This is a genomic window from Bradyrhizobium sp. OAE829 (assembly GCF_040546575.1).
Lineage (GTDB): Bacteria > Pseudomonadota > Alphaproteobacteria > Rhizobiales > Xanthobacteraceae > Bradyrhizobium.
Map to the genome: position 1 here is coordinate 851,326 of NZ_JBEPOE010000001.1, position 24,845 is coordinate 876,170.

The 24,845-nt window shown below is 62.7% G+C and carries 24 protein-coding genes and 1 pseudogene; 11 read left to right on the forward strand and 14 right to left on the reverse strand.

The window, feature by feature from the left end:
• Nucleotides 1-163: 163 nt before the first annotated feature.
• Complete coding sequence (locus ABIE49_RS04060; RefSeq protein ID WP_192733675.1) at nt 164-1,894, reverse strand: adenylate/guanylate cyclase domain-containing protein; 1,731 nt, start codon at nt 1,892-1,894, stop codon at nt 164-166.
• Nucleotides 1,895-1,977: 83 nt separating this feature from the next.
• Here ABIE49_RS04060 and ABIE49_RS04065 point away from each other — a divergent pair, with 83 nt between their 5' ends.
• Nucleotides 1,978-2,133 (forward strand): hypothetical protein, encoded by a 156-nt coding sequence (locus tag ABIE49_RS04065; RefSeq protein ID WP_192733676.1) that lies wholly within the window; start codon nt 1,978-1,980, stop codon nt 2,131-2,133.
• A gap of 319 nt (nt 2,134-2,452) precedes the next feature.
• Here ABIE49_RS04065 and ABIE49_RS04070 read toward each other — a convergent pair whose 3' ends face one another.
• Nucleotides 2,453-2,743, reverse strand: a complete 291-nt coding sequence (locus ABIE49_RS04070) for a hypothetical protein (RefSeq protein ID WP_192733677.1) — start codon at nt 2,741-2,743, stop codon at nt 2,453-2,455.
• A gap of 1,265 nt (nt 2,744-4,008) precedes the next feature.
• Between ABIE49_RS04070 and ABIE49_RS04075 the strand changes: the two genes are divergently transcribed.
• Nucleotides 4,009-4,449, forward strand: a complete 441-nt coding sequence (locus ABIE49_RS04075; RefSeq protein WP_192733678.1) for a hypothetical protein — start codon at nt 4,009-4,011, stop codon at nt 4,447-4,449.
• Nucleotides 4,442-5,674: an HlyD family secretion protein gene (locus tag ABIE49_RS04080; protein WP_192733679.1), complete on the forward strand. Its 1,233-nt coding sequence runs from the start codon at nt 4,442-4,444 to the stop codon at nt 5,672-5,674. The genes ABIE49_RS04075 and ABIE49_RS04080 overlap by 8 nt, the downstream gene beginning before the upstream one ends.
• Before the next feature lie 72 nt (nt 5,675-5,746).
• On the opposite strand, the gene ABIE49_RS04085 is transcribed toward ABIE49_RS04080, so the two are convergent.
• The 6 genes from ABIE49_RS04085 to gatC form a co-directional block, all read right to left on the reverse strand.
• On the reverse strand, nt 5,747-6,010 hold the full coding sequence (locus ABIE49_RS04085) for a hypothetical protein (protein WP_192733680.1): 264 nt from the start codon (nt 6,008-6,010) through the stop codon (nt 5,747-5,749).
• A gap of 1,591 nt (nt 6,011-7,601) precedes the next feature.
• Complete coding sequence (gene gatB, locus ABIE49_RS04090) at nt 7,602-9,080, reverse strand: Asp-tRNA(Asn)/Glu-tRNA(Gln) amidotransferase subunit GatB (protein WP_192733681.1); 1,479 nt, start codon at nt 9,078-9,080, stop codon at nt 7,602-7,604.
• Complete coding sequence (locus tag ABIE49_RS04095; protein WP_192733682.1) at nt 9,077-9,370, reverse strand: hypothetical protein; 294 nt, start codon at nt 9,368-9,370, stop codon at nt 9,077-9,079. Before ABIE49_RS04095 ends, gatB begins: the two co-directional genes overlap by 4 nt.
• Nucleotides 9,371-9,374: 4 nt before the next feature.
• Complete coding sequence (gene gatA, locus ABIE49_RS04100; protein WP_192733683.1) at nt 9,375-10,850, reverse strand: Asp-tRNA(Asn)/Glu-tRNA(Gln) amidotransferase subunit GatA; 1,476 nt, start codon at nt 10,848-10,850, stop codon at nt 9,375-9,377.
• Nucleotides 10,847-11,059 carry a hypothetical protein gene (locus ABIE49_RS04105; protein ID WP_192733684.1) on the reverse strand — a complete coding sequence of 71 codons (213 nt, stop codon included), beginning with the start codon at nt 11,057-11,059 and terminating at the stop codon, nt 10,847-10,849. Before ABIE49_RS04105 ends, gatA begins: the two co-directional genes overlap by 4 nt.
• 29 nt (nt 11,060-11,088) lie before the next feature.
• Nucleotides 11,089-11,376: an Asp-tRNA(Asn)/Glu-tRNA(Gln) amidotransferase subunit GatC gene (gatC, locus tag ABIE49_RS04110; protein ID WP_192733685.1), complete on the reverse strand. Its 288-nt coding sequence runs from the start codon at nt 11,374-11,376 to the stop codon at nt 11,089-11,091.
• A 397-nt stretch (nt 11,377-11,773) separates the two neighbouring features.
• On the opposite strand from gatC, the gene ABIE49_RS04115 reads away from it, so the two are divergent.
• Entirely contained in the window at nt 11,774-11,941 is a 168-nt protein-coding gene (locus ABIE49_RS04115) for a hypothetical protein (RefSeq protein ID WP_192733686.1), read from the forward strand.
• A 28-nt stretch (nt 11,942-11,969) separates the two neighbouring features.
• On the opposite strand, the gene ABIE49_RS04120 is transcribed toward ABIE49_RS04115, so the two are convergent.
• Together ABIE49_RS04120 and ABIE49_RS04125 are read right to left on the reverse strand one after the other, a co-directional pair.
• Nucleotides 11,970-13,043: an NAD(P)H-dependent flavin oxidoreductase gene (locus tag ABIE49_RS04120; RefSeq protein WP_192733687.1), complete on the reverse strand. Its 1,074-nt coding sequence runs from the start codon at nt 13,041-13,043 to the stop codon at nt 11,970-11,972.
• Between the two features lie 26 nt (nt 13,044-13,069).
• Nucleotides 13,070-14,053, reverse strand: a complete 984-nt coding sequence (locus ABIE49_RS04125) for an NAD(P)H-dependent flavin oxidoreductase (protein WP_192733688.1) — start codon at nt 14,051-14,053, stop codon at nt 13,070-13,072.
• Between the two features lie 105 nt (nt 14,054-14,158).
• Here ABIE49_RS04125 and ABIE49_RS04130 point away from each other — a divergent pair, with 105 nt between their 5' ends.
• Nucleotides 14,159-15,040 (forward strand): LysR family transcriptional regulator, encoded by an 882-nt coding sequence (locus ABIE49_RS04130; RefSeq protein ID WP_192733689.1) that lies wholly within the window; start codon nt 14,159-14,161, stop codon nt 15,038-15,040.
• 76 nt (nt 15,041-15,116) lie between these two features.
• Nucleotides 15,117-16,214, forward strand: coding sequence for a DUF1963 domain-containing protein (locus tag ABIE49_RS04135; RefSeq protein ID WP_192733690.1), 1,098 nt, complete (start codon nt 15,117-15,119; stop codon nt 16,212-16,214).
• A gap of 63 nt (nt 16,215-16,277) precedes the next feature.
• Here the strand turns inward: ABIE49_RS04135 and ABIE49_RS04140 are convergent, their stop codons facing one another.
• Nucleotides 16,278-16,502 carry a hypothetical protein gene (locus ABIE49_RS04140; RefSeq protein ID WP_192733691.1) on the reverse strand — a complete coding sequence of 75 codons (225 nt, stop codon included), beginning with the start codon at nt 16,500-16,502 and terminating at the stop codon, nt 16,278-16,280.
• A 202-nt stretch (nt 16,503-16,704) separates the two neighbouring features.
• Here ABIE49_RS04140 and ABIE49_RS04145 point away from each other — a divergent pair.
• From ABIE49_RS04145 to ABIE49_RS04155, 3 genes and pseudogenes are all read left to right on the forward strand, one after another.
• A pseudogene (locus tag ABIE49_RS04145) lies at nt 16,705-17,639 on the forward strand (cyclase family protein).
• 91 nt (nt 17,640-17,730) lie between these two features.
• Entirely contained in the window at nt 17,731-18,213 is a 483-nt protein-coding gene (gene ruvX, locus ABIE49_RS04150; RefSeq protein ID WP_192733692.1) for a Holliday junction resolvase RuvX, read from the forward strand.
• Between the two features lie 2 nt (nt 18,214-18,215).
• Nucleotides 18,216-19,145 (forward strand): AEC family transporter, encoded by a 930-nt coding sequence (locus tag ABIE49_RS04155; RefSeq protein WP_192733693.1) that lies wholly within the window; start codon nt 18,216-18,218, stop codon nt 19,143-19,145.
• A gap of 56 nt (nt 19,146-19,201) precedes the next feature.
• Here the strand turns inward: ABIE49_RS04155 and ABIE49_RS04160 are convergent, their stop codons facing one another.
• Genes ABIE49_RS04160 through ABIE49_RS04170 form a run of 3 tightly spaced genes read right to left on the reverse strand, consistent with a single transcriptional unit; the run spans nt 19,202 to nt 22,413 of the window.
• Nucleotides 19,202-19,972 (reverse strand): CPBP family intramembrane glutamic endopeptidase, encoded by a 771-nt coding sequence (locus tag ABIE49_RS04160; protein ID WP_192733694.1) that lies wholly within the window; start codon nt 19,970-19,972, stop codon nt 19,202-19,204.
• 10 nt (nt 19,973-19,982) lie between these two features.
• On the reverse strand, nt 19,983-21,626 hold the full coding sequence (locus tag ABIE49_RS04165; protein ID WP_192733695.1) for an isovaleryl-CoA dehydrogenase: 1,644 nt from the start codon (nt 21,624-21,626) through the stop codon (nt 19,983-19,985).
• A gap of 22 nt (nt 21,627-21,648) precedes the next feature.
• A complete protein-coding gene (locus ABIE49_RS04170) occupies nt 21,649-22,413 on the reverse strand; it encodes a M15 family metallopeptidase (RefSeq protein WP_192733696.1) in 765 nt (254 codons plus the stop codon).
• Between the two features lie 141 nt (nt 22,414-22,554).
• On the opposite strand from ABIE49_RS04170, the gene ABIE49_RS04175 reads away from it, so the two are divergent.
• Together ABIE49_RS04175 and ABIE49_RS04180 are read left to right on the forward strand one after the other, a co-directional pair.
• On the forward strand, nt 22,555-23,508 hold the full coding sequence (locus ABIE49_RS04175; protein WP_192733697.1) for an aspartate carbamoyltransferase catalytic subunit: 954 nt from the start codon (nt 22,555-22,557) through the stop codon (nt 23,506-23,508).
• A gap of 1 nt (nt 23,509) precedes the next feature.
• A complete protein-coding gene (locus ABIE49_RS04180) occupies nt 23,510-24,811 on the forward strand; it encodes a dihydroorotase (protein WP_192733698.1) in 1,302 nt (433 codons plus the stop codon).
• Nucleotides 24,812-24,845: the final 34 nt, after the last annotated feature.

Sequence of the window (24,845 nt, forward strand, 5' to 3'; positions counted from 1 at the left end):
CAAAACCGCCAAGATGGGCCTGACGCCCCGCGGCGTGAATGTCCGCTCTCGGCCACAAAGCGGAAGCTATGTGCTTGTCTGAAGCTTTTCCGCTTTTTGACCCGAAGCGGACATTGAACCTGATCAGGTAATACGAAGGCACGAGCCGCGGACATGTGATGGATTACTTTTTCTCAAGATGCCACGCGCCGTTCCAACCTTCGCCGGGCGGAGCCGCGATCAACCTGTCTATGCGGTTGATAAACGTCAGCGATGGTCCGTCGTCAGGCGAAACTACTAGCGCTGCTTCAAAAGCGCGACGTGCGTCGTCCCAGCGTTGCGCCCGGTATGCGGCGAGGCCCTCGGCGAAACGGCCTCGCAGTTCAAGCTGCGCAGCCGTCAACTCGCCCTTTCGTCCCATGATCTCGTACACCGCCTGCGGCTGGGTCTGTCCTAACGTTACCAGCCGGTCGATCTCGCGCGCCTCGACGGCGCCTGAGGCACCGGCGATGGTGGCGGCGGATACCAGGATGCGGCCGCCATATTCCTTGTTGGCGCCTTCGAGACGCGACGCGAGATTTACGGTATCGCCCATCACGGTGTAGCTCATCATCAGTTCGGAGCCGATACTGCCAACCAGCACCTCGCCGGTGGCAATGCCGACACGCAGATCGAACGCTTTTGGCAGCATGCGAATGCCGAGCAATTCGGGAAGTTCGGCCTGCAATTGCGGGACGAGCTGCAGCATGTCTAGCGCGGCCAGGCTGGCGAGCCGCGCCTGCTCCTTATCGTCGGCGAAAGGCGGCCCCCAATAGGCCATGATGGCATCGCCGATATATTTGTCGATGATGCCCTGATGAGCACGGATCGGCGCCGACATGGTCGAGAAATAGCGGTTCATCACCTTGACCAGCCCCTGCGGGGTCATGCCTTCGCTGGTGCTGGTGAATCCCTTGACGTCACAGAACAGCACGGTCATGACGCGGCGCTGACCTTCGGCTGCCAGCGCAGGCCCCTCGATCAGGCCTTCGACGACGCGCGGATCGACATATTTTCCGAAAGTCTCGCGTAGCCGTTCCTTAAGGCGCAACTGCTCGACCATCTGATTGAACGCGATGGTCAGGTGGCCGATTTCGTCCTGCGAAGTCGCGACCAGCGTTCCGTCCAGTTTGCCGGCTTCGACCGCCCGTGCGCCCTCCAGCAACCGCCGCACAGGGCGCGTCACTCCGGCGCTGACCAAGGCTGCAAACACCAGACCGAGAATGGCGGCAAGCAAGGTCAGGATTGCGGCGATTATGATGACCTGAGTTTGTTTGCGTGTGGTCAACTCGGCGTCGGCGCGCAGCAACGTCAACATGTCCGCCCGGATGGCGTCCATCTTCTGATTCATCTCGTCGCGCAGGGCGTCCACACGTGTAAGGCTGTCTTCGATCGCCTTGGCGTCACCGCTATCGAGCAGAGGTAACAGACGCTCGATCTCGTCATTGAGATGACGGCGCGTATCGCCGACGGCGGAATCGATGCGGCTTTCAAGCCGGGCCAACGCGGTCGTATCACCGAACGCGCTTTTCCGCTCGATCAGGCCGCGGATCAATGCGAGCGCGGCCTGGGTCTCCCGCATCCCTTCCGCGCCCTTGGCGTCGAACGTGGTGCGTATGGCCGCAAACCGCTCGGCGCTCGATGACGACTTCATCTTTTCGATCACCATGCGGCGCAGCGCCAAACCCCGCTCCACCGAACGGATATTCGCCCGCGCCAGATCTCCATAGGCCGGAATGTAGCTATGGGTCAGCTCTTCGAGGCGCTCGCCGACCTGCATCACCGACATCATCGACAACACAGCTGTAACGGCCATCAGGACGATGAGCACCACTGCAATACCCATGATCTTTCTTTGGATAGACAGCCGGATCATGGAGCAATCCTCTTTAACGAGTGGCCAAGTTTAAATTCATTTCACCGCCCCCACCAAACCGGACACCGCAAGCATTGAGATTGATGCACATCAATGCGCTGCTCAGTCAAAATGTCCTGCTGGCCGCGTTAGCGAGCGTGGGAAACTGGGTCATGAATATTGTCATGAATATTCGTACATCGATCTTGTCAGGGTCGCTCCCAACGCTGTTCGCCCGCGCTGCCGAGCCGGTCGAATAGGGATGCATTCGCTCGGGTGGCGGAGTCCGAGTCTGGTACTTTTCGGGCCGACCGAAGCGGCCTGACGGCGTCAGTTCATCGACGAGGTAAAGCGGACCTCGCAACCGCGCGCGGCCAAGTCCGAAAATGGACCCAAAGCGGTCATCCCGGGCCCTAGACGCAATTTTCCCTGGAGGATGATTGCACACTGGTGGCTGAGTTAGTGGCTACGTCCTCGCGGAGATCGCAGGTCGTCAAAGACAGCTCCGTCAAAAGACCTATTGGGCCCTGTGGGTGCCGATAGTTATCGGCAGGACCGACGATCAGGCGCGGGAAGATATCAAAAAGAAGGGCTGGAAGGCCAAGCTTGATCGACGCCGCAGATTCGCACGCGGCGCTCCCGCCAGCCCTGCCCGCCCCAGAAGCGCTGGGTAATCCAGTGGCAGGGAGGGATCGCCTCTCCAACCGGGGCATCGACGTAGCCCGACCAGTACGGAGTGCCGCGTGGTGGTCCGGGATAAGTGCGCGGATAGGGATTGCCGCCGGGTCCGTAATCATAGCGCGGCTGTGCAACCGAGGGTAATGAAGGCATTGCAAAGAAGAACGCGATGGCGACGGCGATGCTCTTCATCATCGATCTCCCCATGCCCTATTATGCCAAAATACTAAGTCTAACGATGTTGTATCGCAAGCGCTGGCCTAACTACCGAGTATTAGGTCAGCATCATTCGGGAACGAGCATCAGGATGATCTTTTGGCCCAGCAATGAACTCCCTTCGACGCATCGTTCACGCTCCCGAGCCGTCCCGCGGCAGCATATTGAGGTCGAGTTCGCATGGAAACAGATTGGCGATGTCCGCTTCAGTGAACTTTCTTCGCCGCCGCACCCGTGCCTCTGAGGCCGTAGGACCCGGCTGCGAGCATGCTCGACGGCGAAGGTCTCGGGGTTGTAGACGCCAAGCCAGCGGGTGCGCTGCTTGCCGGTCGCCGGGTCGGTGAATTTGAAGGAGAACATGCCAGCCGTAGTGATGCTGACGTGGAGGCCGGGGCATTTGCGGTCGTAGATTTTGACCCGCCGTGGCGACCCGCCTTTCGCACATGCGGTCGGTCAAGATGACGCTGCCATTGCGCATGCGCTTGCCAGCCGCTTCGGTGGTGGTGAGAGTACTCATTTTGGTTTCAGCTCCTCAGGGTTGGGACCAAAGGGGCTCGGCTTTGAGGCTTTCAGTCTGGACGGCACTGAAAGGCTTAGGGCCGGGCCCTAAATTTGGTGAAGCTCGCTGAAACGCGCTGCATCAGGGTAGCCGAAAAGCACTTGTTTTACAGCGTTTCTTAGTTTCGGCGTGTTTCACCATTACCAAAATATAGTCGTGTGGTCCTGGCGCCCGTTGCAGGCGTCAAGTTCCTGAGCAGCCAAAAGCTGATCAGGGGCGACGGAGTCAACAAGAACTCGTCTCCGGGGAGATCACGGCATAAGCCGTAAAGCCATTGCGCAGGGAAGGCCGGGTGTTCTCCGCTGCCCTGTATGCTCGTGTGCAGCCTTTTTAGTGCAAACCGCACACGGGACCGCGGGTGCAGCGCGCACCCGGTCTTCCCTGCGCCCTCCTCTTTCTGGGAAGGTGCAAAGTGACGCAAACCTCAGGCATCTCATGCCGTGAGAATGTGGACCCATGCCCTCACATTGTTTGATTCAGATCAGAAGACCATCATCGCAATCGGGCTAATTTCATGTTGCGGAAGGCAAATCAGAATCGAAGCACTAACTCGCAACGACAACCCGTGCTTGCCAAGTTCCCGCATTATGCAAAGATGGCTGCGCCTAGCCGGGCGCCTGTCCATGCCTTCGTTGGTGCATTGCTTGTTATTTCGGCTTGCTCTTTCGGAATGGAGAGTTGCGTGAGCGAACCCCTTCACCCTGCCGCCCCTCATCATCTGCCAGGCTTCATCACGGCGCCGGGAGACACCGACGTCCTGATGGTCGTTGTCGGCATTATCCTGATTGCTGCCGTCGTGGGGGTCGGCAATCTGTATTTGCACCTGCACACGTTGCCGGAACGGATGGCCCACAAAACGCAGAAGCTGCAGTTTGAAATCGTGGCCGTGCTGGGCCTGCTGGCGCTGTTTACGCACAACCACCTGTTCTGGGTGATCGGCCTGCTCCTCGCCATGGTCGACCTGCCCGACTTCGGCACGCCGCTGCGCAGGATCGCCGGATCGGTCGAGAAGATAGCCGGCGGTCCGCCCGAACCAGACCCGACCGAGCCGGCTCCAGAAACGGCAGCCCACGCCAGCACGCACGGCCACGCCGCCAAGAGTGAGGCAAAGGCTCATGCTTGAGATCATCCTCTGCTCGCTGGTGACGATACTGCCGGACTATCTCTATCGCCGCTATCGGCAGGGAAAGCGCATCGGCCACGAAATCACGCTTTATTCAGTCTGGTTCGAGCTGCGATATGGCATCATCACCTGCCTGATGCTCACGGTCGCGCTGATCACGATGATCTTCTATTATCATCCGTCGACCAATTCGGCGACGATGTACTACCGGACCGTCCCGATCATGACCGAAGTGACCGGCCGGGTGGCGGAGGTTAACATCGATGTCAGCGCGCCCGTCAAGCAAGGCGAGGTGATTTTCAGACTCGACAGCGCCAAGCAGGAGGCAGCGCTACTGACGGCCAAACGCAAGATCGCCGAAGTCGAAGCCGCCATGCTTGCCGCACAGGCGGATGTTCTCAAGGCGGAAGGGCAGATCCAGCAGGCTCAGGGCGACTATCAGCAAGCCACCGATGAGCTGAACGTCAAGCGGGATCTCCAGCAACGCAATCCCGGCATCGTCCCGCAGCGCGACATCGAAAAACTGCAGGTGCTGCAGGCGGGCCGGCAAGGATCGCTTGATGCCGCCAACGCTGCAAAACAATCGGCTGCGGTCCGCGTCACCGCCCTTCTCCCGGCCGAGAAAGCGAGTGCAGAGGCGGCGCTGGCCGAAGCCCAGGTCGATCTGGACAAGACCTATATTCGCGCCGGCGTCGATGGGCGGGTCGAGCAGTTCGGACTGAGGCCGGGTGATATAGTCACTCCCATTATGCGGACGGCCGGCGTTCTCATTCCGGAGGGCGCGGGAAAAAGGGCTCTCATGGCAGGGTTTGGGCAGATCGAGGCCCAGGTCATGAAGATCGGAATGGTGGCCGAAGCCACCTGCATTTCCAAGCCGTGGACGATCATCCCGATGGTGGTGACCAATGTGCAGGACTACATCGCAGCTGGCCAGTTCAGGGGCGGCGAACAACTGATCGAGGCGCAGAGCACGGTACGTCCGGGCACCATTCTCGTGTTCATGGAGCCGATCTACCAGGGTGGGCTGGAGGGCGTGACACCCGGCAGCAGCTGTGTCGCCAACGCCTACACCAGCAATCACGAACGGATCGCGTCAGGCAAGCTCAGCGCGTTCAAGAGCTTCGCGCTGCACGTCGTCGACGCCACCGGCCTCGTGCACGCCCTGCTGTTGCGGATTCAGGCCCTGCTGCTGCCCATCAAGACGCTGGTGCTGAGCGGGCACTGAGCCTTTTTCGAATGCCGCCGATGCCGGTACACGGACGCAGGCACTCCGGCCGCTCCGTGGCGGCTCGCGAACTCAGTGCGAGGTCATCCAGGCGCGGGCTTCGCGCTGCGCGGTGGCGATCTCGACATCCGACATCATCTCGGCGACTTCGCGGCGCATCGAGATCGCGTCAGCGCGGCCCTTCAGGGCGGCGAGATTGAACCATTTATGGGCGGCGACCAGGTTGACGACGCCGGAACGGCCGCTCGCCCAGTACAGGCCACGCTCGAACAGCAAGTCGGGGATTGCGGTTTCCACCGGTGTCGCCGTCTCCAGATCGAATTGTCCCTGAAACATCGTAGTCTCCCCTTTTTATTGTTGCCGCCCTCCCCCGAGCGCGGCCCCCGTCCACTGTCAAAACGTCCTGTTATTCCAGCGCGCGGTCAGCAAAAGTGGAACCCGGTTTTGCGTCCGACCGCGCGCCCTTTTTTAAGAAGAGCGCATGATCTGATCGCCAAACCGCCTACACTTTGGCGGATCATGCGCTCGCCGTTTGCCGGCTTGTTGGGATGATCATGGCCCATCAAATTTGAAGGGCAGTTTAAATATCGCGATGAACGGGGTGTAAACGCGAGGCGCGCGGGGGCCGGTGGAGAATCGCAGAAGTGCCTGTGCCGCAGCAACAAGTGAGGATTCGTGAAGACCGGTTTACCCTGCCGCTTGGCAGAACGATAACCATTGCAACGGCTCGCATCTCGCGCGCGTTGTGATCGGCGGAAACCGAAGACCTGGTATTGCAAAAGTTCCCGCACCGGGTCGGCGGGGCGCGGCGTAACCGATACGCGGCGGCGCATGGGCGCGATCTGCGACCGCCCGGCGCAGGCCGTGGGCGGTCAGGACAGGAACCCAGGGGATTTGGGAAGGCCAACGTGCCGGGCAGCAAAGGCGCGGCGATCGGAGCGCTGGACGTTCCGGGGAACAGGAGGCGTTCCGGGGAACGAGGGCGTCGGCGAACACGTCAGGACCAGATTTCAATCGGGCTTTGGTCCGATGAAATTGCGGAGCAAAGATTCCGCACCGAACGAAGAAAACTTGTTTCTTCTGCCGGACCGGTTTTGGAAAAGCGAACTCTTCCGAAAGTCGATCCAGCCGTTTGACCTGATGTCTCGCCGACACCCTCTTTCGTCGACCGAGCCGTCGGAGTTATGTTTGCTCCGAGAAGCAAACCCTCTGAAGGCTCGAGTGACGCGCCGGCATCAAGCCGCCGGCAATTCTCTCAAAGACGAGAGCTTACTTCTTCTTCTTGGCGACCTTGCGGGTCTTCTTCGCAGTCTTCTTCACTGCGCTCTTCGCCTTCTTTGCCTTCTTAGCTTTCTTGGCCATGTTGCCCTCCTAATGTAAGTGAGATGGCTTAGTTCGCTGCGTGCACTCGGGAATCGATGTGCACTACATCCCGAATACACCAACACGTTCAAAAAAACAGCGTCCCGCTTAAGGAAGTGTTGACGCGGCAATGCGAGGGCGCGCTCGAAGCATCGTTCGGCGGCGACGCAACAAGCTCGCGCAGCGATGCAAAAAGTGCAGCAACGACCGACGTCGGCGTTTGTCAATATTGAAGGAAACGCTTGCGCTATAGATGTTTTGGCGATTCACGCATGCGATGATCATTGCACAATCGACGTCATCGCGACTCGGTGAGACGGCCCAAAAGCCGCTTGCGCGGACTCTGAGTCGCGAATTTTGGCAATAAAAAAATTTTCGTGGATAGAGCCTCCACGTCTCATCGGCGCTCGCCAGAACCGAATTTTTGGACGAATCGCGGCGACCGATTCGCAAGGCCGGCTGTCCGTCGTGAGGATGATTTTGATCCGCGATGCGAGATCGATGCACGCTCGTGCGCGTCGATCGCAACGTCAGCGACGACGAAAGCGTCCCGTTACGGGACGCTTCAGATGCCGAGCTTCGCCTTCAAGAGATCGTTGACGGCTTGCGGATTGGCCTTGCCGCCGGACGACTTCATCACCTGGCCAACGAACCAGCCGGCGAGTTGCGGCTTGGCTTTCGCCTGCGCGACCTTGTCCGGGTTGGCGGCGATGATGTCATCGACCACCTTCTCGATCGCGCTCAAGTCCGTGACCTGCTTCATGCCGCGCGTCTCGACCAGCTCACGCGGGTCGCCACCTTCCTGCCAGACGATCTCGAACAGGTCCTTTGCGATCTTTCCGGAGATCGTGCCCTCGCCGATCAGGTCGACGATCGCCGCGAGTTGCACCGCCGACACCGGTGAGGCCGTAATATCACGGCCTTCCTTGTTGAGACGTCCGAACAGCTCGTTGATCACCCAGTTGGCGGCAAGCTTGCCGTCGCGCGCCTTGTCGCTGAGCCCGGCCAGCACGGTTTCATAGAAGTCCGCGCTCTCGCGCTCGGCCACCAGCACGCCGGCGTCGTAGGGCGACAGTCCGAAACCTTCGATGAAGCGGATCTTCTTCTGGTCCGGCAATTCCGGCAGATCGGCCTTCAGGCCGGCGACATAGGCTTCGCTGAACTCGAGCGGCAGCAGGTCGGGATCGGGGAAGTACCGGTAGTCGTGCGCCTCTTCCTTGGAGCGCATCGAGCGCGTCTCGCCCTTGTTTGGGTCGAACAGCCGGGTCTCCTGGTCGATCGCGCCGCCGTCCTCGATGATCTCGATCTGGCGCCGCGCTTCATACTCGATCGCCTGACCGATGAAGTTGATCGAGTTCATGTTCTTGATCTCGCAGCGGGTGCCGAGCGGCCCGCCGGGCTTGCGCACGGAGACATTGACGTCGGCGCGCAAGCTACCCTTCTCCATGTCGCCGTCGCAGGTGCCGAGATAGCGCAGGATCGAACGCAGCTTTGTCACGTAGGCCTTGGCCTGCTCGGCATCGCGGATGTCAGGCTTGGAGACGATCTCCATCAGCGCCACGCCGCACCGGTTGAGGTCGACGTACGACATGGTCGGGCTCTGATCGTGCAGCAATTTGCCGGCGTCCTGTTCCAGATGCAGCCGCTCGATGCCGATGTTGACCGTGTGGCCGCCGTCGAGTTCGACCTCGACCACGCCTTCGCCAACGATCGGCCATTTGTACTGGCTGATCTGGTAGCCCTGCGGCGAATCCGGATAGAAATAGTTCTTGCGGTCGAACACCGAGCGCAAATTGATCTGCGCGTTGAGGCCAAGCCCGGTCCGCACCGCCTGCCGGACGCATTCTTCGTTGATCACGGGCAGCATGCCGGGCATCGCGGCATCCACCAGCGAGACATGGGTGTTCGGCTCGCCGCCGAACTCGGTCGAGGCGCCTGAGAACAGTTTTGACCGGGATGTGACCTGGGCATGGACCTCGAGCCCGATCACCATTTCCCAATCGCCGGTCTGGCCCTTGATCAGCTTGCCGCTCGCCGCCGTCATGTCCGTTCTCCCAACAGCAGTGTAAAGACGATCCGGTCCCACTCTGCCTCAAGCGAATCGATCGCCGCTGGTTGGCCGGACTGGCGATACCAGTAACCGGCGTTGCCGAGATCACCTTCCACGCGGTGCAAATAGGCGTGCACCCACGCCGCTTCCGCCGAGGATTCGTCCTGAACGATCTTATGCGCCGCGTCCCAATTGCCCTTGGCAGCCCACCACAACGCGGTGAGTGACGGGCTCAGCGCCAGCGGCGGCGCGTCATCGGAAAGGCTGGCCTTGAAATCTGCCATGGCCTCACCACCATCTGGCCGGCGTGAAGCGTCCGGCCGCCTGCTCGACCACTTCGCCGAGCGAGAACAGCGTCTCTTCGTCGAAAGGCCGGCCGATCAGTTGCAGGCCGAGCGGCAGCCCCTGCGCATCCTTGCCGGCGGGAACGGCAATGCCCGGCAGCCCCGCCATGTTCACGGTCACCGTGAAGATGTCGTTGAGATACATTTCCACGGGGTCGGCGCCACCCTTTTCGCCGACGCCGAACGCCGCCGACGGCGTCGCCGGCGTCAGGATCGCGTTGACGCCCTTCGCAAAGCAATCCTCAAAGTCCTTCTTGATCAGGGTGCGGACTTTTTGCGCGCGCAAATAATAGGCGTCGTAGTAACCGGCGGAGAGCACATAGGTGCCGATCATCACGCGGCGGCGCACTTCGTCGCCAAAACCTTCGGCGCGGGTGTTCTCGTACATTTCGCCGATGGAGCGGCCGGGCACACGCAGGCCGTAGCGCACGCCGTCGTAGCGCGCCAGGTTAGACGACGCTTCGGCAGGCGCCACGATGTAATAGGCCGGCAGCGCGTATTTGGTGTGCGGCAGCGATATCTCGACAAGCTCCGCGCCAGCCGCCTTCAGCCAGGCCGCGCCTTCGGTCCAGAGCTTTTCGACTTCGGCTGGCATGCCGTCGAGGCGGTACTCCTTGGGAATCCCGATTTTCATGCCCTTGACCGATTTTCCGATCGCGGCCTCGTAGTCCGGCACCGCACGATCGACCGACGTCGTGTCCTTGGGATCGTGCCCCGCCATCGAGCGCATCAGGATCGCGGCGTCGCGCGTGCTGCGCGCGATGGGCCCTGCCTGGTCGAGCGAAGACGCAAAGGCGACGATGCCCCAGCGCGAGCAGCGGCCGTAAGTCGGCTTGACGCCGACGGTGGCGGTGAACGCCGCCGGCTGGCGGATCGAACCGCCGGTGTCAGTCGCGGTCGCGCCCATGCACAGCAGTGCGGCCACCGCGGAAGCCGAGCCGCCCGACGAGCCGCCCGGTACCAGCGCGGTATTGGAGCCTTCGCGCCGCCACGGGTTGACTACCGGGCCGAAGCACGAGGTCTCGTTCGACGAGCCCATCGCAAATTCGTCGTTGTTGAGCTTGCCCAGCATCACGGCGCCGTCGCGCCAGAGCTGCGAAGTAACTGTCGACTCATAGGGCGGCACGAAATTGCCGAGGATTTTCGAGCACGCGGTGGTGCGCACGTCCTTGGTCGCGAACAGGTCCTTGATGCCGAGCGGAATGCCGGCCAACGGACCGCCCTCGCCTTTAGCAATCTTGGCGTCGATCGCGCGCGCCATGGCGCGGGCCTTGTCCGGCGTTTCCAGCACGAAGGCGTTGAGCGCGCGCGCCGCCTCGATCGCGGCAAGGTGCGCGTCGGTCAGTTCAAGCGAGGTGAAAGACTTGTTCGCGAGACCATTCCTGGCCTCGGCGATCGTCATCGAAATCAAATCGGTCATTTATTGATCGGGCTGCAGAAGAACGGAGACAGGGTCTTGTCGTTGGCGGGGTCGTCTTGCTTGGGCCGCGTCAGCTCGGACGCCTCGAGCGCGTCGAGCACGGCGTCCATTGCCTTATCGGGATCGGCGACCTTTCCCTGGCGCTCCATCGCGTCGAGATAGTTCATGTAGGCTTGATAGGCCTTTTCATCGTCGCAGAGCATGCACATCGGACTTCCGATCTCGAACAAAGAAGAAGTTATTCCACGACCTTCGGCACCAGAAAGAAATGGTTCACGGTGTCGGGCGCGTTCCTGACCACATCGTCGGTGATCTCGCCGTCATTGATCACATCCGGACGTTTCTTCATTTCCATCGGGGTCACCGAGGTCATTGGCTCGACGCCGTCGACGTTCACCTCCGAAAGCTGCTCAACGAACGCCAGCATGGCATTCAGTTCGCCCTGCAGGTGGGGAACTTCGGCCTCGGCGACCGCAATTCGCGCAAGATGCGCGATGCGGCGAACGGTAGCGGCATCAACGGACATTTATATAAGGCCTCAATCGGGGGATCGCACCCGCCGTATAGCAGAGCCCGGTTTTGCGCCGCAACCACAGGGAACCGCCCCGCCGGCATTTTAGGGCCAAAATACCGCCAAACGGGGCTCAAAGGCGGGTCAAAGGGCCGCCATGGCGACCCGCGCCGAGAGTTCGGGGTTTCGACCGGGAAAAGCCGCCGACGAAACCATTTAGCGGGCTGACGCAGTCGTTTTGAAACAGTCGCGGCGTGTACTCGGGCATCACCTTGGAGGCCGTGCCGTGCGGACAACGGAACACGACAGTGTAACGGAAAGTTGGGATCCTGCTCTGTGGTCGATCGGTGGCGTGCTTGGCGCCGCGATCCTATATCTGGCGTGTCTAGCCTGACGAACGTGAGGCAACGTCATGTCCAAAGCGAAAGAACTTCAGGAAAAAGCCGAGATGTTCGAGCGGCGCGCAGAAAGCGCCACTGATCCCATCTCGCAACGTCACTACAAAGAGATGGCCGCGCATTATCGATCGCTCGCCGTCGAGCACCTGGACGTCGTCAAACGCGACGAGCCGGCGCATTAGCGCTGGTGACCCCGGCAGCCGCCGGACGCTAAGCCAGCGAACTCAACCTAGCCAACGCCGCGCCCGCCAAAGCCCGCGTCAGTTCTGCGGCAGGCATCTCGCGGCCCATCCGCACCGCCTGCCCGGCCCAGAGATTGGTGAAATCGACCTTGCCAAGCTTTTCGGCGCCCGCCTTCAGCGGACCGAGCGCGGTTGCGGCGTGCGGAAAATCAGGCGCATCCGGCGAAATCGGTCCGACCTCGCGCATCACGCGGTTGGCGACACCGCGTGCGGGCCTTCCCGTCATGACGTTGGTAATCACGGTGGCATCATCGCTCGCCTGGGCAAGCGCTACCCGCGCCGGCGCGGACACCTTCGATTCCGGGCAGCGCAGATAGGCCGTGCCGATCTGCACACCCGCAGCTCCGAGCGCAAAGGCCGCTGCGATCCCGCGTCCGTCGGCAATGCCACCAGCCGCGATGACAGGCACCTTCACGGCGTCGACGACCTGCGGCACCAGCGCGAAGGTGCCCGGCTGCTGGGCGATATTCTCGGTCAGGAACATGCCGCGATGGCCGCCGGCTTCGGCGCCTTGCGCAATGATCACGTCGGCGCCGTGCTCCTCAAGCCAGATCGCCTCTTTTACGATCGTGGCTGACGACATCACGATTGATCCCGCAGCCTTGACGCGCCTCACCAGCGCCGGATTCGGCAGGCCGAAATGGAAGCTGACGACCTCCGGCTTCATCTCCTCGACCAGCGCGCACATCGCCTCGTCGAACGGCGCGCGATTGGCGGTAGTGACGGGCGCTGCGGGATCGAGGCCGAGTTCCTTGTAATAGGATGCGAGCCGCGCCTTCCATCCGGCCTCGCGCGCGGGATCGGCCGCGACCGGCGCGTGGCAGAAAAAGTTCAAGTTGATCGGCGCGGAGACGCGCTGGCGCACGATGCTGATCTGTTCGCGCGCCTTCTCCGCTGTGATCATCGCGCATGGCAGCGAACCCAGCGCGCCACCCTGGGCCGCCGCGATCGCCAGGTCCTGGTCCATCACGCCGGCCATTGGCGCCAGCACGATCGGAAATTCCGTCTTGAAGAGATCGAGAAGTCGGCGGTCTGGCCACATGGTTCTGCTCGCTTGAATGAGTGCAATCAGGTTCTTGATGCTGCGGAAGAGTTGCGCCGTCCAGCCAGTATCTGGTCGGCCTCGCCGACGATCCTGTCAACGATCACGGCCGCCGGCGGAATGTCATGGATCAGGCCGACGGCCTCACCGGCGATCACAGCGGCGACATCGTAATTTCCGGCGGCTCTCGCGGCGGCATATTCGGCCGCGACAGCGGTGACATTCTGCATCAGTTCGACCTCGCGCCCGATCCAGCGGCGCGCGTGATCATTGATCAGACAGCGGCCGTTGAACGGCGCCGGCCAGACATTATTCCGGGAGATATCGAAGATGATGCTCCTGATGCTGCTGCCGCTGGTCGCGTTGCAGATTCGCTTTTTGGCTTCATCGGCGCCGTCGCATTCCTGGCTGGCGTAAAACCGCGTGCCGAGCAGCACGCCGGACGCTCCCAGCATCATCATCGCCGCCAGCCCGCGGCCGTCACCGATGCCGCCCGCCGCCGCAACCGGCACCCGGCCCGCCACGAGATCGACAATCGCCGGCACGATGTCGATGGTGGTGCGGGAGGCACCGTGTCCGCCGGCCTCGCTGCCTTGCGCAATCAGCAGGTCGGCACCGGCGTCGAGTGCCATCAGCGCCATGCCCTCGTCCTGCACCTGGCAGATCAGCAGCGCGCCGCTGGCTTTGATTTTTGTGGCAAAGGGTTTTGGATCGCCGAACGAGAGCATGATGGCGCGTGGCCGTGCCGCGAGCGCGATGTCCATCAACTCCGGCCGTTTGGCGAGACTCCAGGTGATGAAGCCGATGCCAAAGGGAGTGGATACGTCTTTGAGTTTGGCGGTCTCCTGCTCCAGCCAGGCCTTATCGCCATAGCCACCACCCAAAATGCCAAAGCCGCCGGCGGCGCTAACCGCCGCCGTGAGCCGTGCGCCGGCGATCACGTCCATTGGCGCCGACAGGATCGGATGCGTGATGCCCAGGAGAGCCGTCAATGGCGTGCTGATCGACATGTCCAAACCCTTCTATCTGGACAGACACGATAAGCCGACGTATCATTCTCATAAAATGAATACTATCGAATGCTACCATCGCTATAATGAAACGGAGACCGGTCCATGGAATTGAGCGATCTCGTGACGTTTTCGACGGTGGCACGCCTCGGCGGCATCACCCGCGCCGCGGACGAACTCAACACCGTGCAGTCCAACGTCACCCAGCGCGTCAAAGCGCTGGAGACCGAGATCGGCACCGCACTGTTCGAGCGGCATAGCCGCGGCATGACATTGACCGGCGCCGGCCGCCGCTTGCTTCCCTATGCGCAACGGATGGCCGCCTTGTCACGCGAAGCCGTGCTGGCCGCGCGCGACGATGGCGAGCCAAAGGGGCCCTTGTCGATCGGCTCGATGGAGACCACCGCGGCGGTACGGCTGCCTTCCCTGCTCGCCGAATTCCATCGCCGCTTTCCGGCGGTGCGCTTGAGCCTGCGCACCTCGCCGACCGCAGACCTGGTCGCGGCCGTGCTTGACGGATCGCTCGACGGCGCCTTTGTTGCCGGTCCGATCGATCACGCCGACCTCAGTTCGACAATCGCTTTCAGGGAAGAGCTCGTGCTGGTGACGTCGAGGCGCTGGGCAAATCTGGCCGCCTTGCGCGCGGGCACGCCAGGATCGGGGCCGACGGCCCTGGTATTCCGTACCGGCTGCAGCTATCGGCAGCGGCTCGAACAGGTGTTTTCCGAGTTCGGCTGGCCGTCTTCGGCGCGGTTCGAGCTCGGCACGCTCGACGGCATGATCGGCTGCGTCGCCGCTGACATGGGCGTGACGCTGCTGCCCCGTGCCGTTGTCGGAAAAAACGAGACCGTCAACGTCCACAAGCTGAAGGCCGCTCAGTCTGGGGTCGACACCCTCTTCATCCAGCGCCGCAGCGCACATCAATATAGCGCGCTGCAAGGCTTTACCGCCTGCCTGAACAATAGCGGCGAGGTCATCGCCGCCTGAGATTTCAGATCGAACCGAATCCGCGGATCTGTCGTCTACCGTTTCACGAAATCTCGTGAGACATGGTGAGACAGCGATGCGCAAGCTATTCAAGACCGCCGCCGAGATCGATGGCTCGCTGCGAGCCGCGGGGGTCCGTGCCGCTGACGCAACGGCCCTGGCGGCAGGGTCGAAGCCATACATCTGGCTCGAAACCGCAGAGGTCGACGACGAAGCCGAGATTGCTTTGGGCGCGACCAAGATAGGCGGAACGCCAGACCTTCCGGTCACGATGCCATGGCCCTGGCGTCCGCCATATCCCGATCATCAGCAGCGGATCGAAGAGACGCAGGCTGGCGTGACACTCCTCAACCCGCAAGACATGATGGCTGAACAGGCCGAGATGCTCGAAGAGTTCCGGAAGGTGTTGCCGCCCGACGAGTTCGAAGCCTTCGCGGCCGAATCCGCAAAGGTCGACTACAGCAAATTTAGTCTCGATTCTTTGGTCGAGGATATCAGGCGGACCGGGCAGCCGGCGCCACTCCAGTTCATCGCGCAGGTCGACTTGGCCGAAATCTGGCTTACGGGACCCGTCGATCCGGACATCCCGCGCGAAGGACGGCTTTTCTTTTTCTATGACACCGACCATCGGCCCGGGGGCGATAGGCCGGCAGATATCACGGGTGCGCGGCTGATCTACGATTTGACGCCCACCCACTCGTTAAAGCGAGCAAGCCCGCCGGCCGAATTATCAGCTCACAAGCAGACCGCCGGCTTCCGGCCGCAGCGGTGCGTGCTTCATACCGGCATGTGGCCGCCCTATTACGGCTCCCCCGAATGGAATGCCTGCGAGATCAAAGCCAGGGCGGAGAAGTCCGTGGAAGCCTGGTGGTACGAGGTCACCCGGGACGGCCATGATCATCGCTTCGGCGGGCATCCGCTGCAGATTCAGGGCAACATGCAAACCGAATGCGCGCTCGTCAGTAAGGGGCTCGACCTCAGCGCGCGGAATTCGAAGGCGGCCGAGCGGTTAAAATCCGACGCGGCGAACTGGCTGCTGCTGCTGCAAATCGCATCCGACGATCGTGCCGGCATGATGTGGGGCGACGTGGGCAACCTCTATGTCTGGATCCACCGGGACGCCTTGCGCGCTCGGCGCTTTGAAGAGGTGCGGGTGATCATGCAATGCTACTGACGCCAGACGCTTCGGGGCAGCGGCCATTCAACGCCGCCGGAATTGCGACATGATGCGGGCGGCCTATGCCATAAGCCGCCGCCTGACGCTCCAGCGCCGCAACGCAACAACGGCCCAGACCGCCTCGACCAGCCCGAACGGCCAGGCGCCCTGCAAGAAACCGTAGGCCGAACCGAGCGCACACGCACCGGCGAACCCGAGGATAAACCAGTGGCTGTGGTCTTCCACCGCATAACAAATGAGCATCGCGGTCACTGCGAACAGTCCAAACAATTGCAGTGCATCCATCGCGTAGCCTCATCATGCGGACGTTCCGCTGTATGAAATTTCGTCGCCATATTTCGGCAACAAATCGATTTGCATCGCACACGTGCGGCTTTCCATCGCAGCGCGACCGCCGCCTCAAATATTTTTGGACGCCGCACACTACTACGTTAGTATGAGGCGCTGACTACCAAGAACCATAACGTCAACTCTGGGAGGATCTGCGATGCGCCACGCGTTCGTGCTGTGCTGTTCGGCTGCCTTGTTGGGATCGGTTGCAACGGCAAGCGCTCAAGACTGGACGAAATCGAAATGGGGACCGAACGACGAGATCGGCGCCGCCAACTATATGACCCCGGAGCTCGTTGTGAGGGCGGCCGGCCTCGTCAAGACCGGCAAGACCTACGCGCTTGGCTTCCCCGTCGACTCCAAGATGCCCGCCTACCCGCCGCGCGCCTTCAAGATCACCGTCGTCCAGCCCGGTCAGGCCGGCATTCCCGGCCTTGGGCCGAGCAAGACCACCTATATGACGACATCATCGAAGGCTGGGTCGGCGTCGGCAGCCAGATGGACGGCCTCGGCCATATCGGCGTCGAGCACGTCTATTACAACGGCAACAAGCTGCTCGAATTCGCTGACCCCACCGGCCTGAAGAAGCTCGGCATCGAGAAAGTGCCTCCGATGGTGACCCGCGGTGTGCTGCTCGACATGGCCGCTCACTACGGCACCGATGTAGTGAAGGAAGGCACGGCCTTCAACGTCAAGGAGATCGAGGAAGTCGCCAAGAAACAAGGCGTGGAAATCCGCCAGGGCGACGTCGTCCTGTTTCACACCGGTTGGGCCAGTCTGATCGGCAAGGACGACAAGCGCTTCAACTCAGCGGAGCCTGGCCTTGGCGTCGAAGGCGCCAAATATCTCACCGGCAAGGGCGTGGTTGCCGTAGGCGCCGATACCTGGGGGCTGGAAGTGATACCGTTTGAATCGAAGAACGTGTTCGAGGTGCACCAGATCCTGCTGCCAATGAACGGGACCTACATTCTCGAAGTCATCAATACCGCCGAACTCGCAGCCGACAAGGCCTACGAGTTCCTGTTCGTGCTCGGCCAGCCACGCTTCAAGGGCGGCGTGCAGAGCATGATCAACCCGGTCGCGATCCGGTAAGACGATCTCGACGGACGGCGTGGCGTTCCCGCATGGACGCCACGCCGCATCCGGCTTTGCATGTCAGACTAGCTGCGTGTTATGCGGGTCCATGCCCGCCCCCATCCTCCCTCTGATCGAAGCGGTCACGCATTGGCCCGAGCGCGGTGCGCTGGTCGGCCTCGATCTCGGCACCAAGACCATCGGCGTCGCGGTTTCCAACGCCGATCGCAGGCTGGCGACCGGCGTTGAAACCATTCAGCGCAAGGCCTTCAAGGCCGACGCGGCGCGGCTGCTTATCATTGCCGGCGAGCGCAACGCGGTCGGCTTCGTGCTCGGCCTGCCCATCAACATGGACGGCAGCGAGGGTCCCCGCGCGCAATCGACCCGAGCCTTTGCGCGCAATTTTTCCAAACTCACCGATCTGGCGATCGGCCTGTGGGACGAACGGCTCTCAACAGCAGCCGTCGAGCGCGAACTGATCGGGATGGACGTCAGCCGGGCCCGCCGCGCCGAAGTGATCGACGAGCATGCCGCGATCTTCATCCTGCAGGGCGCGCTGGACCGGCTCGCCACACTGCGCGGCGAGCGCTGAAGATGGCGGTGGTGGTCGCGGCGCTGCTGCCGGTGTTCTTGCTGATCGTGCTCGGCTTCATCCTGAAGCGGACCTTGATGCGACTGGAGACGCAGTGGCACGGCCTGGAGCGGCTGACCTATTACGTGCTGTTTCCGGTGCTCTTGATCCAGACGCTGGTGAAGGCCGACCTCAGCAAGGTCCCGGTCGCCGGCGTCGGCGGCGCACTGCTGCTGTCGGCGCTGCTGATGTCGGTGCTGTGCCTGGCGCTGCGGCCCCTGCTCGCCCGCGGCGCGGTCGACGGCCCCGCCTTCACCTCGGTGTTCCAGGGCGCCATCCGCTGGCAGACCTATGTGGCGCTCGCCGTATCGGGCAGCCTGTTCGGCGATGCCGGGCTGGCGCTGGCCTCGGTCGCGATGGTCGCCATCATTCCCCTGGTCAACGTGTTCAGCGTCAGCGTACTCGCGCAATACGCTTCGACCGAAAAGCAATCGGTCGGATCGATCGCCATGACGGTCGTGCGCAATCCCCTGATCTGGGCCTGCGCGATCGGGCTCCTGATCAACGTCACCCACCTCCCCCTGCCAAAGCTCTGGCATGACGTCGCCGACGCGCTGGGCCGATCCTCGCTGGCGATCGGCCTGCTGGTGACCGGCGCCGGCCTGCATCTCAACGGCATGTTCCGCCCGAGCCTTGCGGCGTCGGTCGCGGTATTCCTCAAGCTCGTGCTGATGCCGGTGATCGCCGTCGCGCTGGCGCTGTGGTTCGGGCTGTCAGGCTCGAACCTGGCGATCGTCACGGCGTGCGCGGCGGTGCCGGCCTCATCCAGCGCCTATGTGCTGGCCCGGCAGATGGGCGGCGATGCGCCTTTGCTGGCGCAGATCATCACGCTGCAGACCATTCTGGCGGCGATCACGATGCCAATCGCGATTGCGCTCGCGGCGATATTATAGCGTTTTCGAGCGAAGTGGACGCCGGTTCGCGTGAAGAAAACGCGTCAAACAAGGATCTAGCTGCCGGCGAGCCAAAAAGTTTGAATTGTCGCCGCCGTGTTGTTGAGACCGTGCAGCACGATCGTGAGCCAGGTCGAACCGGTGCGGTAGCGGAAATAGCCGAGCAGCAGTCCAATGGTGAACACCTCACCGAAGAAGAACCAGCTGTACTGCAGGTGCATCGAAGTCCAGACCAGCGACGACAGGAAGATGGCGCCGGGCACCCCGAGGCGCGATTCCGACCAGCCGCGGTAGAGAAAACCGCGCGCCATAATTTCCTCCGAGATCGGTGCAGCGACGCAGAATGCGATCACGAGCAGCCACAGCGCGCCGTCGGCCTGCGCCGATTTCAGCACGTCGCCCATAAAGCCCGGCGTCACCTCGCGCCCGAGCGCACGCGACAGCAGGTCCCAGCCGCCGACCAGCACGGCCAGTGAGACGGCGCCGATCAGGAAATTCTGCCACGTGGTCCAGCGCAGCGCGAGATAATCGACAAATGGCGTGCGCGAGGCCCGCGTCGCGACCCAGGCTGCGAGCAGCACCGCCGGCATTCCCATGATCACGGACAGCGAGATCGTCAGCCCGGCCCCGACGACATGGATCGCAGCCGCAAGATCCCACGAACCTTGCCGCAACACGAAGTAAGCGATGACCACGGCCTGGCCGACAAACATGCCGGCAAAGATGAACAGCCCCCACAGCGCCGTGCCCCAGAATTTCCAGATCCGGGGCGGACGCAGGGTGGACGCGACGGGAGGGGGCGGTTGCGGGAGGCTGAGGGAATCCATCAACTGACTTTCAGGGCAGCGCCCGTTCCAGCAGACCAGCGACGTCGGCGCTGGCAAGATCGACCGCGCCGTACATGCTGGCGTGATTCCCGGCAAGGCGCGTGGCGGCAAACAGCTCCGCATGCCGTGGCGACACCGCGTTGAGCGCCGCCGCTGCCGCGAGCAGCGCCAATTTTTCGACCGCCAGCCGCGCCACGCGCTCGCTGTCCGGCCGGCGGAAAGCTTTGCCGATAAAACCGACCGCCTCGCCGGCCCCCGGCAGGCCCAGCGTTTCACCGGTGAGCTCGTGCAGGACCGCCGATGCCGCGTCGGCCTCGCGCGACAGCGCCCGGAGCACGTCGAGGCACATCACATTGCCTGACCCTTCCCAGATCGCGTTGACCGGCGACTCCCGGTAATGCCGCGCCAAAATCCCCTCCTCGACATAGCCGTTGCCGCCGAGACATTCCATCGCCTCATAGAGAAAGCCCGGCGCGCTCTTGCAGACCCAGTATTTGATCGCCGGCGTCAGCAGCCGCATATAGGCGGCCTCTTTGGGGTCTGAAGGCGCCCGGTCGAACGCCCGGCACAGCCGCATCACCAGCGCGATCGAGGCTTCGACATGCAGCGCCATGTCCGACAGCACCGCCTGCATCAGCGGCTGGTCGGAAAGATGCTTCTGGAATACGCTGCGGTGCCTAGCGTGGTGCAGCGCATGTGCGAGGCCCGAGCGCATCAGGCCGGCGGAGGCAATCGCGCAATCCTGCCGCGTCAGCTGCACCATCTGGATGATGGTGCGGATACCTTTGCCCTCGTCACCGATGCGCTCCGCATAGGCGCCTGTGAATTCCACTTCTGATGACGCGTTGGAGCGGTTGCCGAGCTTGTCCTTCAGCCGCTGGAACCGGATCGCGTTGACGGTGCCGTCGGGCGCAAAGCGCGGCATGAAGAAACAGCTCAGGCCGCCGCCCGCCTGCGCCAGCACCAGAAACGCATCGCACATCGGCGCCGACATGAACCATTTGTGCCCGGTGATACGATAGGCATCGCCGTCGCGCTCCGCGCGCGTCATGTTGGAGCGCACATCGGTGCCGCCCTGCTTCTCGGTCATGCCCATGCCGACCGTCATGCCGCGCTTGCTCCACCACGGCGCAAAGGTTGGATCGTAAGAACGCGTCGCCAGCACCGGCATCACCTTCGCCAGCAGATCCGGCTGCTCGGCCAGCGCCGCCACCGACGCGCGCGTCATGGTGATCGGGCAGAGATGGCCGGTCTCGACCTGCGAGGCGATGTAGAATTTGGCCGCGCGCACGACTTCCGAAGCACCGCCCGCCGGCTTGCCGTCGGCGCTCCAGGTCGAATTATGCACGCCGGCATGCGCCGAGTGCGCCATCAGCTCGTGATAGGCCGGATGAAACTCGACCTCGTCGCGGCGGTTGCCGCGGGAATCGAAGGTCCGCAGTTTTGGCGTGTTTTCATTGGCGACACGGCCCCGCTCGGCCATCGCGGCCGAACCCCAATGCTGGCCGAAATCCGACAATTCCTGCTGCGCCGAAGCGCCGCCATTGGCAGCTACCGCCTCGGCCAGCGGCCGGTCGACCGCGAACAGGTCGACATCTTCGAACGGCGGTGACTGGTTGAAGACCTCGTGGGTCGCGAACGATGCCTGGCTCATGGCGGGTCCTGATCTCAGGGAATCAATTCCGTCGCACAATCGGGAAATCATAGGCCTGCCGGCCGACCCCCGGCAGCGAAAAGTGCCACCACTCCTTCGAATAGTTCACAAACCCTTGCCGGGCCATCGCGGCAACCAGCGTGTTCCTCGATCGCCGTTGCGCCGGCGTGATCGAGGGGGCGGCGGTATGCGATTTGACGTCCGAGCAATCATAGCCGGTACCCATATCGACGCTGCCTTCCGGCGCCCGCGCCTCGGCTGGCGCGGTGCAGTCGGCATAGGACTTGGTGGAATCGAACCTCGCGGAGTTGTCGGCAGTCAGATCGACCAGGGTCAGATCGAGCGCGGCGCCGGTTGAATGTCCGGACCGGGTCGCGATATAGCCCAGACGGAACAAATCGGCCTTGCGGAAGGCCGGGCTAAAGCGGCGATCGGCTTGCGTCTCCTTGCCGTTCTTCGACCACGCCACCATGTCGGCGACCGCGCGCTCGGGCCGATAGCAGTCGAACATCTTCAACGACAGCTTTTGCCTGGCGAGTTCCTGCTGGATGTTCTTCAGCGCCAGGCCGACTTCGCGCTTCACGACGCATTCGGCGGCGTCATACCCCCTCAGCGGCTTGCCGACAAAGTTGTTCGAGGTGGCGTAGCGCATGTCCTGGATGATGCTGGGATCGATATCGCGCAGGTAGACGAAGCCGCCCGGCAGCCCCTGCGCCTTTGCAGTCTGCGGCCCGGACAGGCCAAGACCGGTTAATCCGATCGCTAAAATAACGTGCCATTTCTGCATTGGACGCCTTCCCCGCGCGCCGAACGCGGCGCAATTGCGGCAACCCTCTTTACCCTGCGCGGCGACTGACCGGGGGATAACTCGCAAGCCCCCTATTCGCGCTTGCCCCGCTTGGGAAGTCTGCCTATAGCTCTCGTTTTAATGACCCCTGCATCGAAATCGACCTTCGTCCTCGGTCACCGGCATCTGCTGGGAATCGAGGGGCTTTCCGCCGCCGATATTACCGGCCTGCTCGACCTTTCCGAGGAATATGTCGAGCTCAACCGCCAGGTAGACAAAAAGCGCACTTCGCTGCGCGGTCGCACCCAGGTGAACCTGTTCTTCGAGGCCTCGACCCGAACCCAATCCTCGTTCGAACTAGCCGGCAAACGGCTTGGCGCCGACGTCATGAACATGTCGGTATCCTCGTCCTCGATCCGTAAGGGCGAGACGCTGATGGATACCGCCGTCACGCTCAATGCCATGCATCCGGACATCCTGGTGGTGCGCCACCACGCCTCGGGTGCGGTGGAACTTTTGGCGCGCAAGGTTGACGGTTCCGTGATCAATGCCGGCGACGGCAGCCACGAGCATCCGACCCAGGCGCTGCTGGACGCGCTAACGATCCGCCGCAACAAAGGCCGGCTGGAAGGCCTCGTGATCGCGATCTGCGGCGACGTGATGCATTCCCGCGTCGCCCGCTCCAATATCCTGCTGCTCAACACCATGGGCGCCCGCGTCCGCGTGGTGGCGCCCTCCACGCTGTTGCCGCGCGGCATCGAGCGGATGGGCGTCGAGGTGGCGCGCGACATGCGCGAGGGTCTCAACGGCGCCGACATCGTCATGATGCTGCGGCTGCAGCGCGAACGCATGAACGGCTCGTTCGTGCCGTCATCCGGCGAATACTTCCACTATTTCGGTCTCGACCAGAAGAAGCTCGCTTACGCCAAGCCCGACGCGCTGGTGATGCATCCGGGCCCGATGAACCGCGGCGTCGAGATTGATTCATTCGTAGCAGACGGCGCGCAATCGCTGATCCGCGAACAGGTGGAAATGGGAGTGGCGGTGCGCATGGCGGTGCTGGAAGCACTCGCCCGCAACCTGCCGAACGCCTGACATGCTGACCGATCGCCGCCCCATCCTCCTGGCCAACGCCCGCGTCGTCGACCCCTCGCGCGACTTCGACGGCCCCGGTGACGTCCTGATCGCCGACGGCATGATCCGCGACTCAAAGCGCGGCATCGGCGCTGCCGGCGTCCCCGAAGGCACCGACATCGTCAATTGCGCCGGCAAGGTCGTCGCCCCCGGGCTGATCGACATGCGCGCCTTTGTCGGCGAACCCGGCGCCAGCCACCGCGAAACCTTTGCTTCCGCCAGCCAGGCGGCGGCCGCCGGCGGCATCACCACCATCATCTGCCAGCCGGACACCTCGCCGGTGATCGACAATTCGGCCACCGTCGACTTCGTGCTGCGCCGGGCGCGCGACACTGCGATCGTCAACATCCACCCGATGGCGGCGCTGACCAAGGGCATGGGCGGCGAGGAAATGACCGAGATCGGCCTGTTGAAGGCCGCCGGCGCCGTCGCCTTTACCGATGGCGCCCACAGCGTCACCAATGCGCAAGTGATGCGGCGCGCTCTGACCTACGCGCGCGATTTCGACGCGCTGATCGTGCACCACACCGAAGACCCCGATCTGGTCGGCGAAGGCGTGATGAACGAGGGCGAGTTCGCCGCAAGGCTCGGCCTCGTCGGGATCCCCAATGCCGCCGAGGCCGTGATGCTGGAACGCGACATGCGCCTGGTGGCGCTGACCGGCGGCCGCTATCACGCGGCGTCACTGAGTTGCATCGAGTCGCTCGAAATCCTCAAGCGCGCGCGAGACGCGGGACTTGCAGTTTCGGCGTCGGTGTCGATCAACCACGTCACGCTGAACGAAAACGACATCGGTCCGTACCGGACGTTCCTGAAACTGTCGCCGCCGCTGCGCACCGAGGACGACCGTCTGGCGCTGGTCGCGGCCGTGGCCTCCGGCCTGATCGACGTCGTGATGTCCGATCACAATCCGCAAGACGTCGAGGTGAAGCGGCTGCCGTTCGCGGAAGCCGCCGCCGGCGCGGTCGGGCTGCAGACCATGCTGCCGGCGGGCCTGCGGCTGATCCACAACGGCGAGATGGACTTCAAGACCCTGATCCGCGCGATGTCGACGCGCCCGGCCGAGATTTTGGGCCTGCCCGGCGGCTCGCTGCGCGCGGGTTCCCCTGCCGACGTCGTCGTGATCGATGCCGACGTACCCTGGGTGCTCGACCGCGACGACCTCAAATCGCAATGCAAAAATACGCCGTTCGACGAAGCCCGCTTCTCGGGCCGCGTCGTGCGTACTATCGTGGGCGGACGGACGGTCTATGAGCATGTCTGATAGAGCGTTTTCAAGCGAAGTGTGTACCGGTTCG

Excerpts from the sequence above, each read along its gene's own strand:
- ABIE49_RS04170 (WP_192733696.1), bottom strand. The coding sequence starts at position 22,413 with ATGCAGAAATGGCACGTTATTTTAGCGATCGGATTAACCGGTCTTGGC.
- ABIE49_RS04155 (WP_192733693.1), top strand. The coding sequence starts at position 18,216 with ATGGCGGTGGTGGTCGCGGCGCTGCTGCCGGTGTTCTTGCTGATCGTG.
- ABIE49_RS04085 (WP_192733680.1), bottom strand. The coding sequence starts at position 6,010 with ATGTTTCAGGGACAATTCGATCTGGAGACGGCGACACCGGTGGAAACC.
- ABIE49_RS04175 (WP_192733697.1), top strand. The coding sequence starts at position 22,555 with ATGACCCCTGCATCGAAATCGACCTTCGTCCTCGGTCACCGGCATCTG.
- ruvX (WP_192733692.1), top strand. The coding sequence starts at position 17,731 with ATGCCCGCCCCCATCCTCCCTCTGATCGAAGCGGTCACGCATTGGCCC.
- ABIE49_RS04160 (WP_192733694.1), bottom strand. The coding sequence starts at position 19,972 with ATGGATTCCCTCAGCCTCCCGCAACCGCCCCCTCCCGTCGCGTCCACC.
- ABIE49_RS04120 (WP_192733687.1), bottom strand. The coding sequence starts at position 13,043 with ATGTGGCCAGACCGCCGACTTCTCGATCTCTTCAAGACGGAATTTCCG.
- ABIE49_RS04180 (WP_192733698.1), top strand. The coding sequence starts at position 23,510 with ATGCTGACCGATCGCCGCCCCATCCTCCTGGCCAACGCCCGCGTCGTC.
- ABIE49_RS04165 (WP_192733695.1), bottom strand. The coding sequence starts at position 21,626 with ATGAGCCAGGCATCGTTCGCGACCCACGAGGTCTTCAACCAGTCACCG.
- ABIE49_RS04095 (WP_192733682.1), bottom strand. The coding sequence starts at position 9,370 with ATGGCAGATTTCAAGGCCAGCCTTTCCGATGACGCGCCGCCGCTGGCG.
- gatC (WP_192733685.1), bottom strand. The coding sequence starts at position 11,376 with ATGTCCGTTGATGCCGCTACCGTTCGCCGCATCGCGCATCTTGCGCGA.
- ABIE49_RS04105 (WP_192733684.1), bottom strand. The coding sequence starts at position 11,059 with ATGTGCATGCTCTGCGACGATGAAAAGGCCTATCAAGCCTACATGAAC.
- ABIE49_RS04130 (WP_192733689.1), top strand. The coding sequence starts at position 14,159 with ATGGAATTGAGCGATCTCGTGACGTTTTCGACGGTGGCACGCCTCGGC.
- ABIE49_RS04070 (WP_192733677.1), bottom strand. The coding sequence starts at position 2,743 with ATGAAGAGCATCGCCGTCGCCATCGCGTTCTTCTTTGCAATGCCTTCA.
- ABIE49_RS04115 (WP_192733686.1), top strand. The coding sequence starts at position 11,774 with ATGTCCAAAGCGAAAGAACTTCAGGAAAAAGCCGAGATGTTCGAGCGG.
- ABIE49_RS04135 (WP_192733690.1), top strand. The coding sequence starts at position 15,117 with ATGCGCAAGCTATTCAAGACCGCCGCCGAGATCGATGGCTCGCTGCGA.
- ABIE49_RS04060 (WP_192733675.1), bottom strand. The coding sequence starts at position 1,894 with ATGATCCGGCTGTCTATCCAAAGAAAGATCATGGGTATTGCAGTGGTG.
- gatA (WP_192733683.1), bottom strand. The coding sequence starts at position 10,850 with ATGACCGATTTGATTTCGATGACGATCGCCGAGGCCAGGAATGGTCTC.
- ABIE49_RS04125 (WP_192733688.1), bottom strand. The coding sequence starts at position 14,053 with ATGTCGATCAGCACGCCATTGACGGCTCTCCTGGGCATCACGCATCCG.
- ABIE49_RS04080 (WP_192733679.1), top strand. The coding sequence starts at position 4,442 with ATGCTTGAGATCATCCTCTGCTCGCTGGTGACGATACTGCCGGACTAT.
- ABIE49_RS04065 (WP_192733676.1), top strand. The coding sequence starts at position 1,978 with ATGCACATCAATGCGCTGCTCAGTCAAAATGTCCTGCTGGCCGCGTTA.
- ABIE49_RS04140 (WP_192733691.1), bottom strand. The coding sequence starts at position 16,502 with ATGGATGCACTGCAATTGTTTGGACTGTTCGCAGTGACCGCGATGCTC.
- gatB (WP_192733681.1), bottom strand. The coding sequence starts at position 9,080 with ATGACGGCGGCGAGCGGCAAGCTGATCAAGGGCCAGACCGGCGATTGG.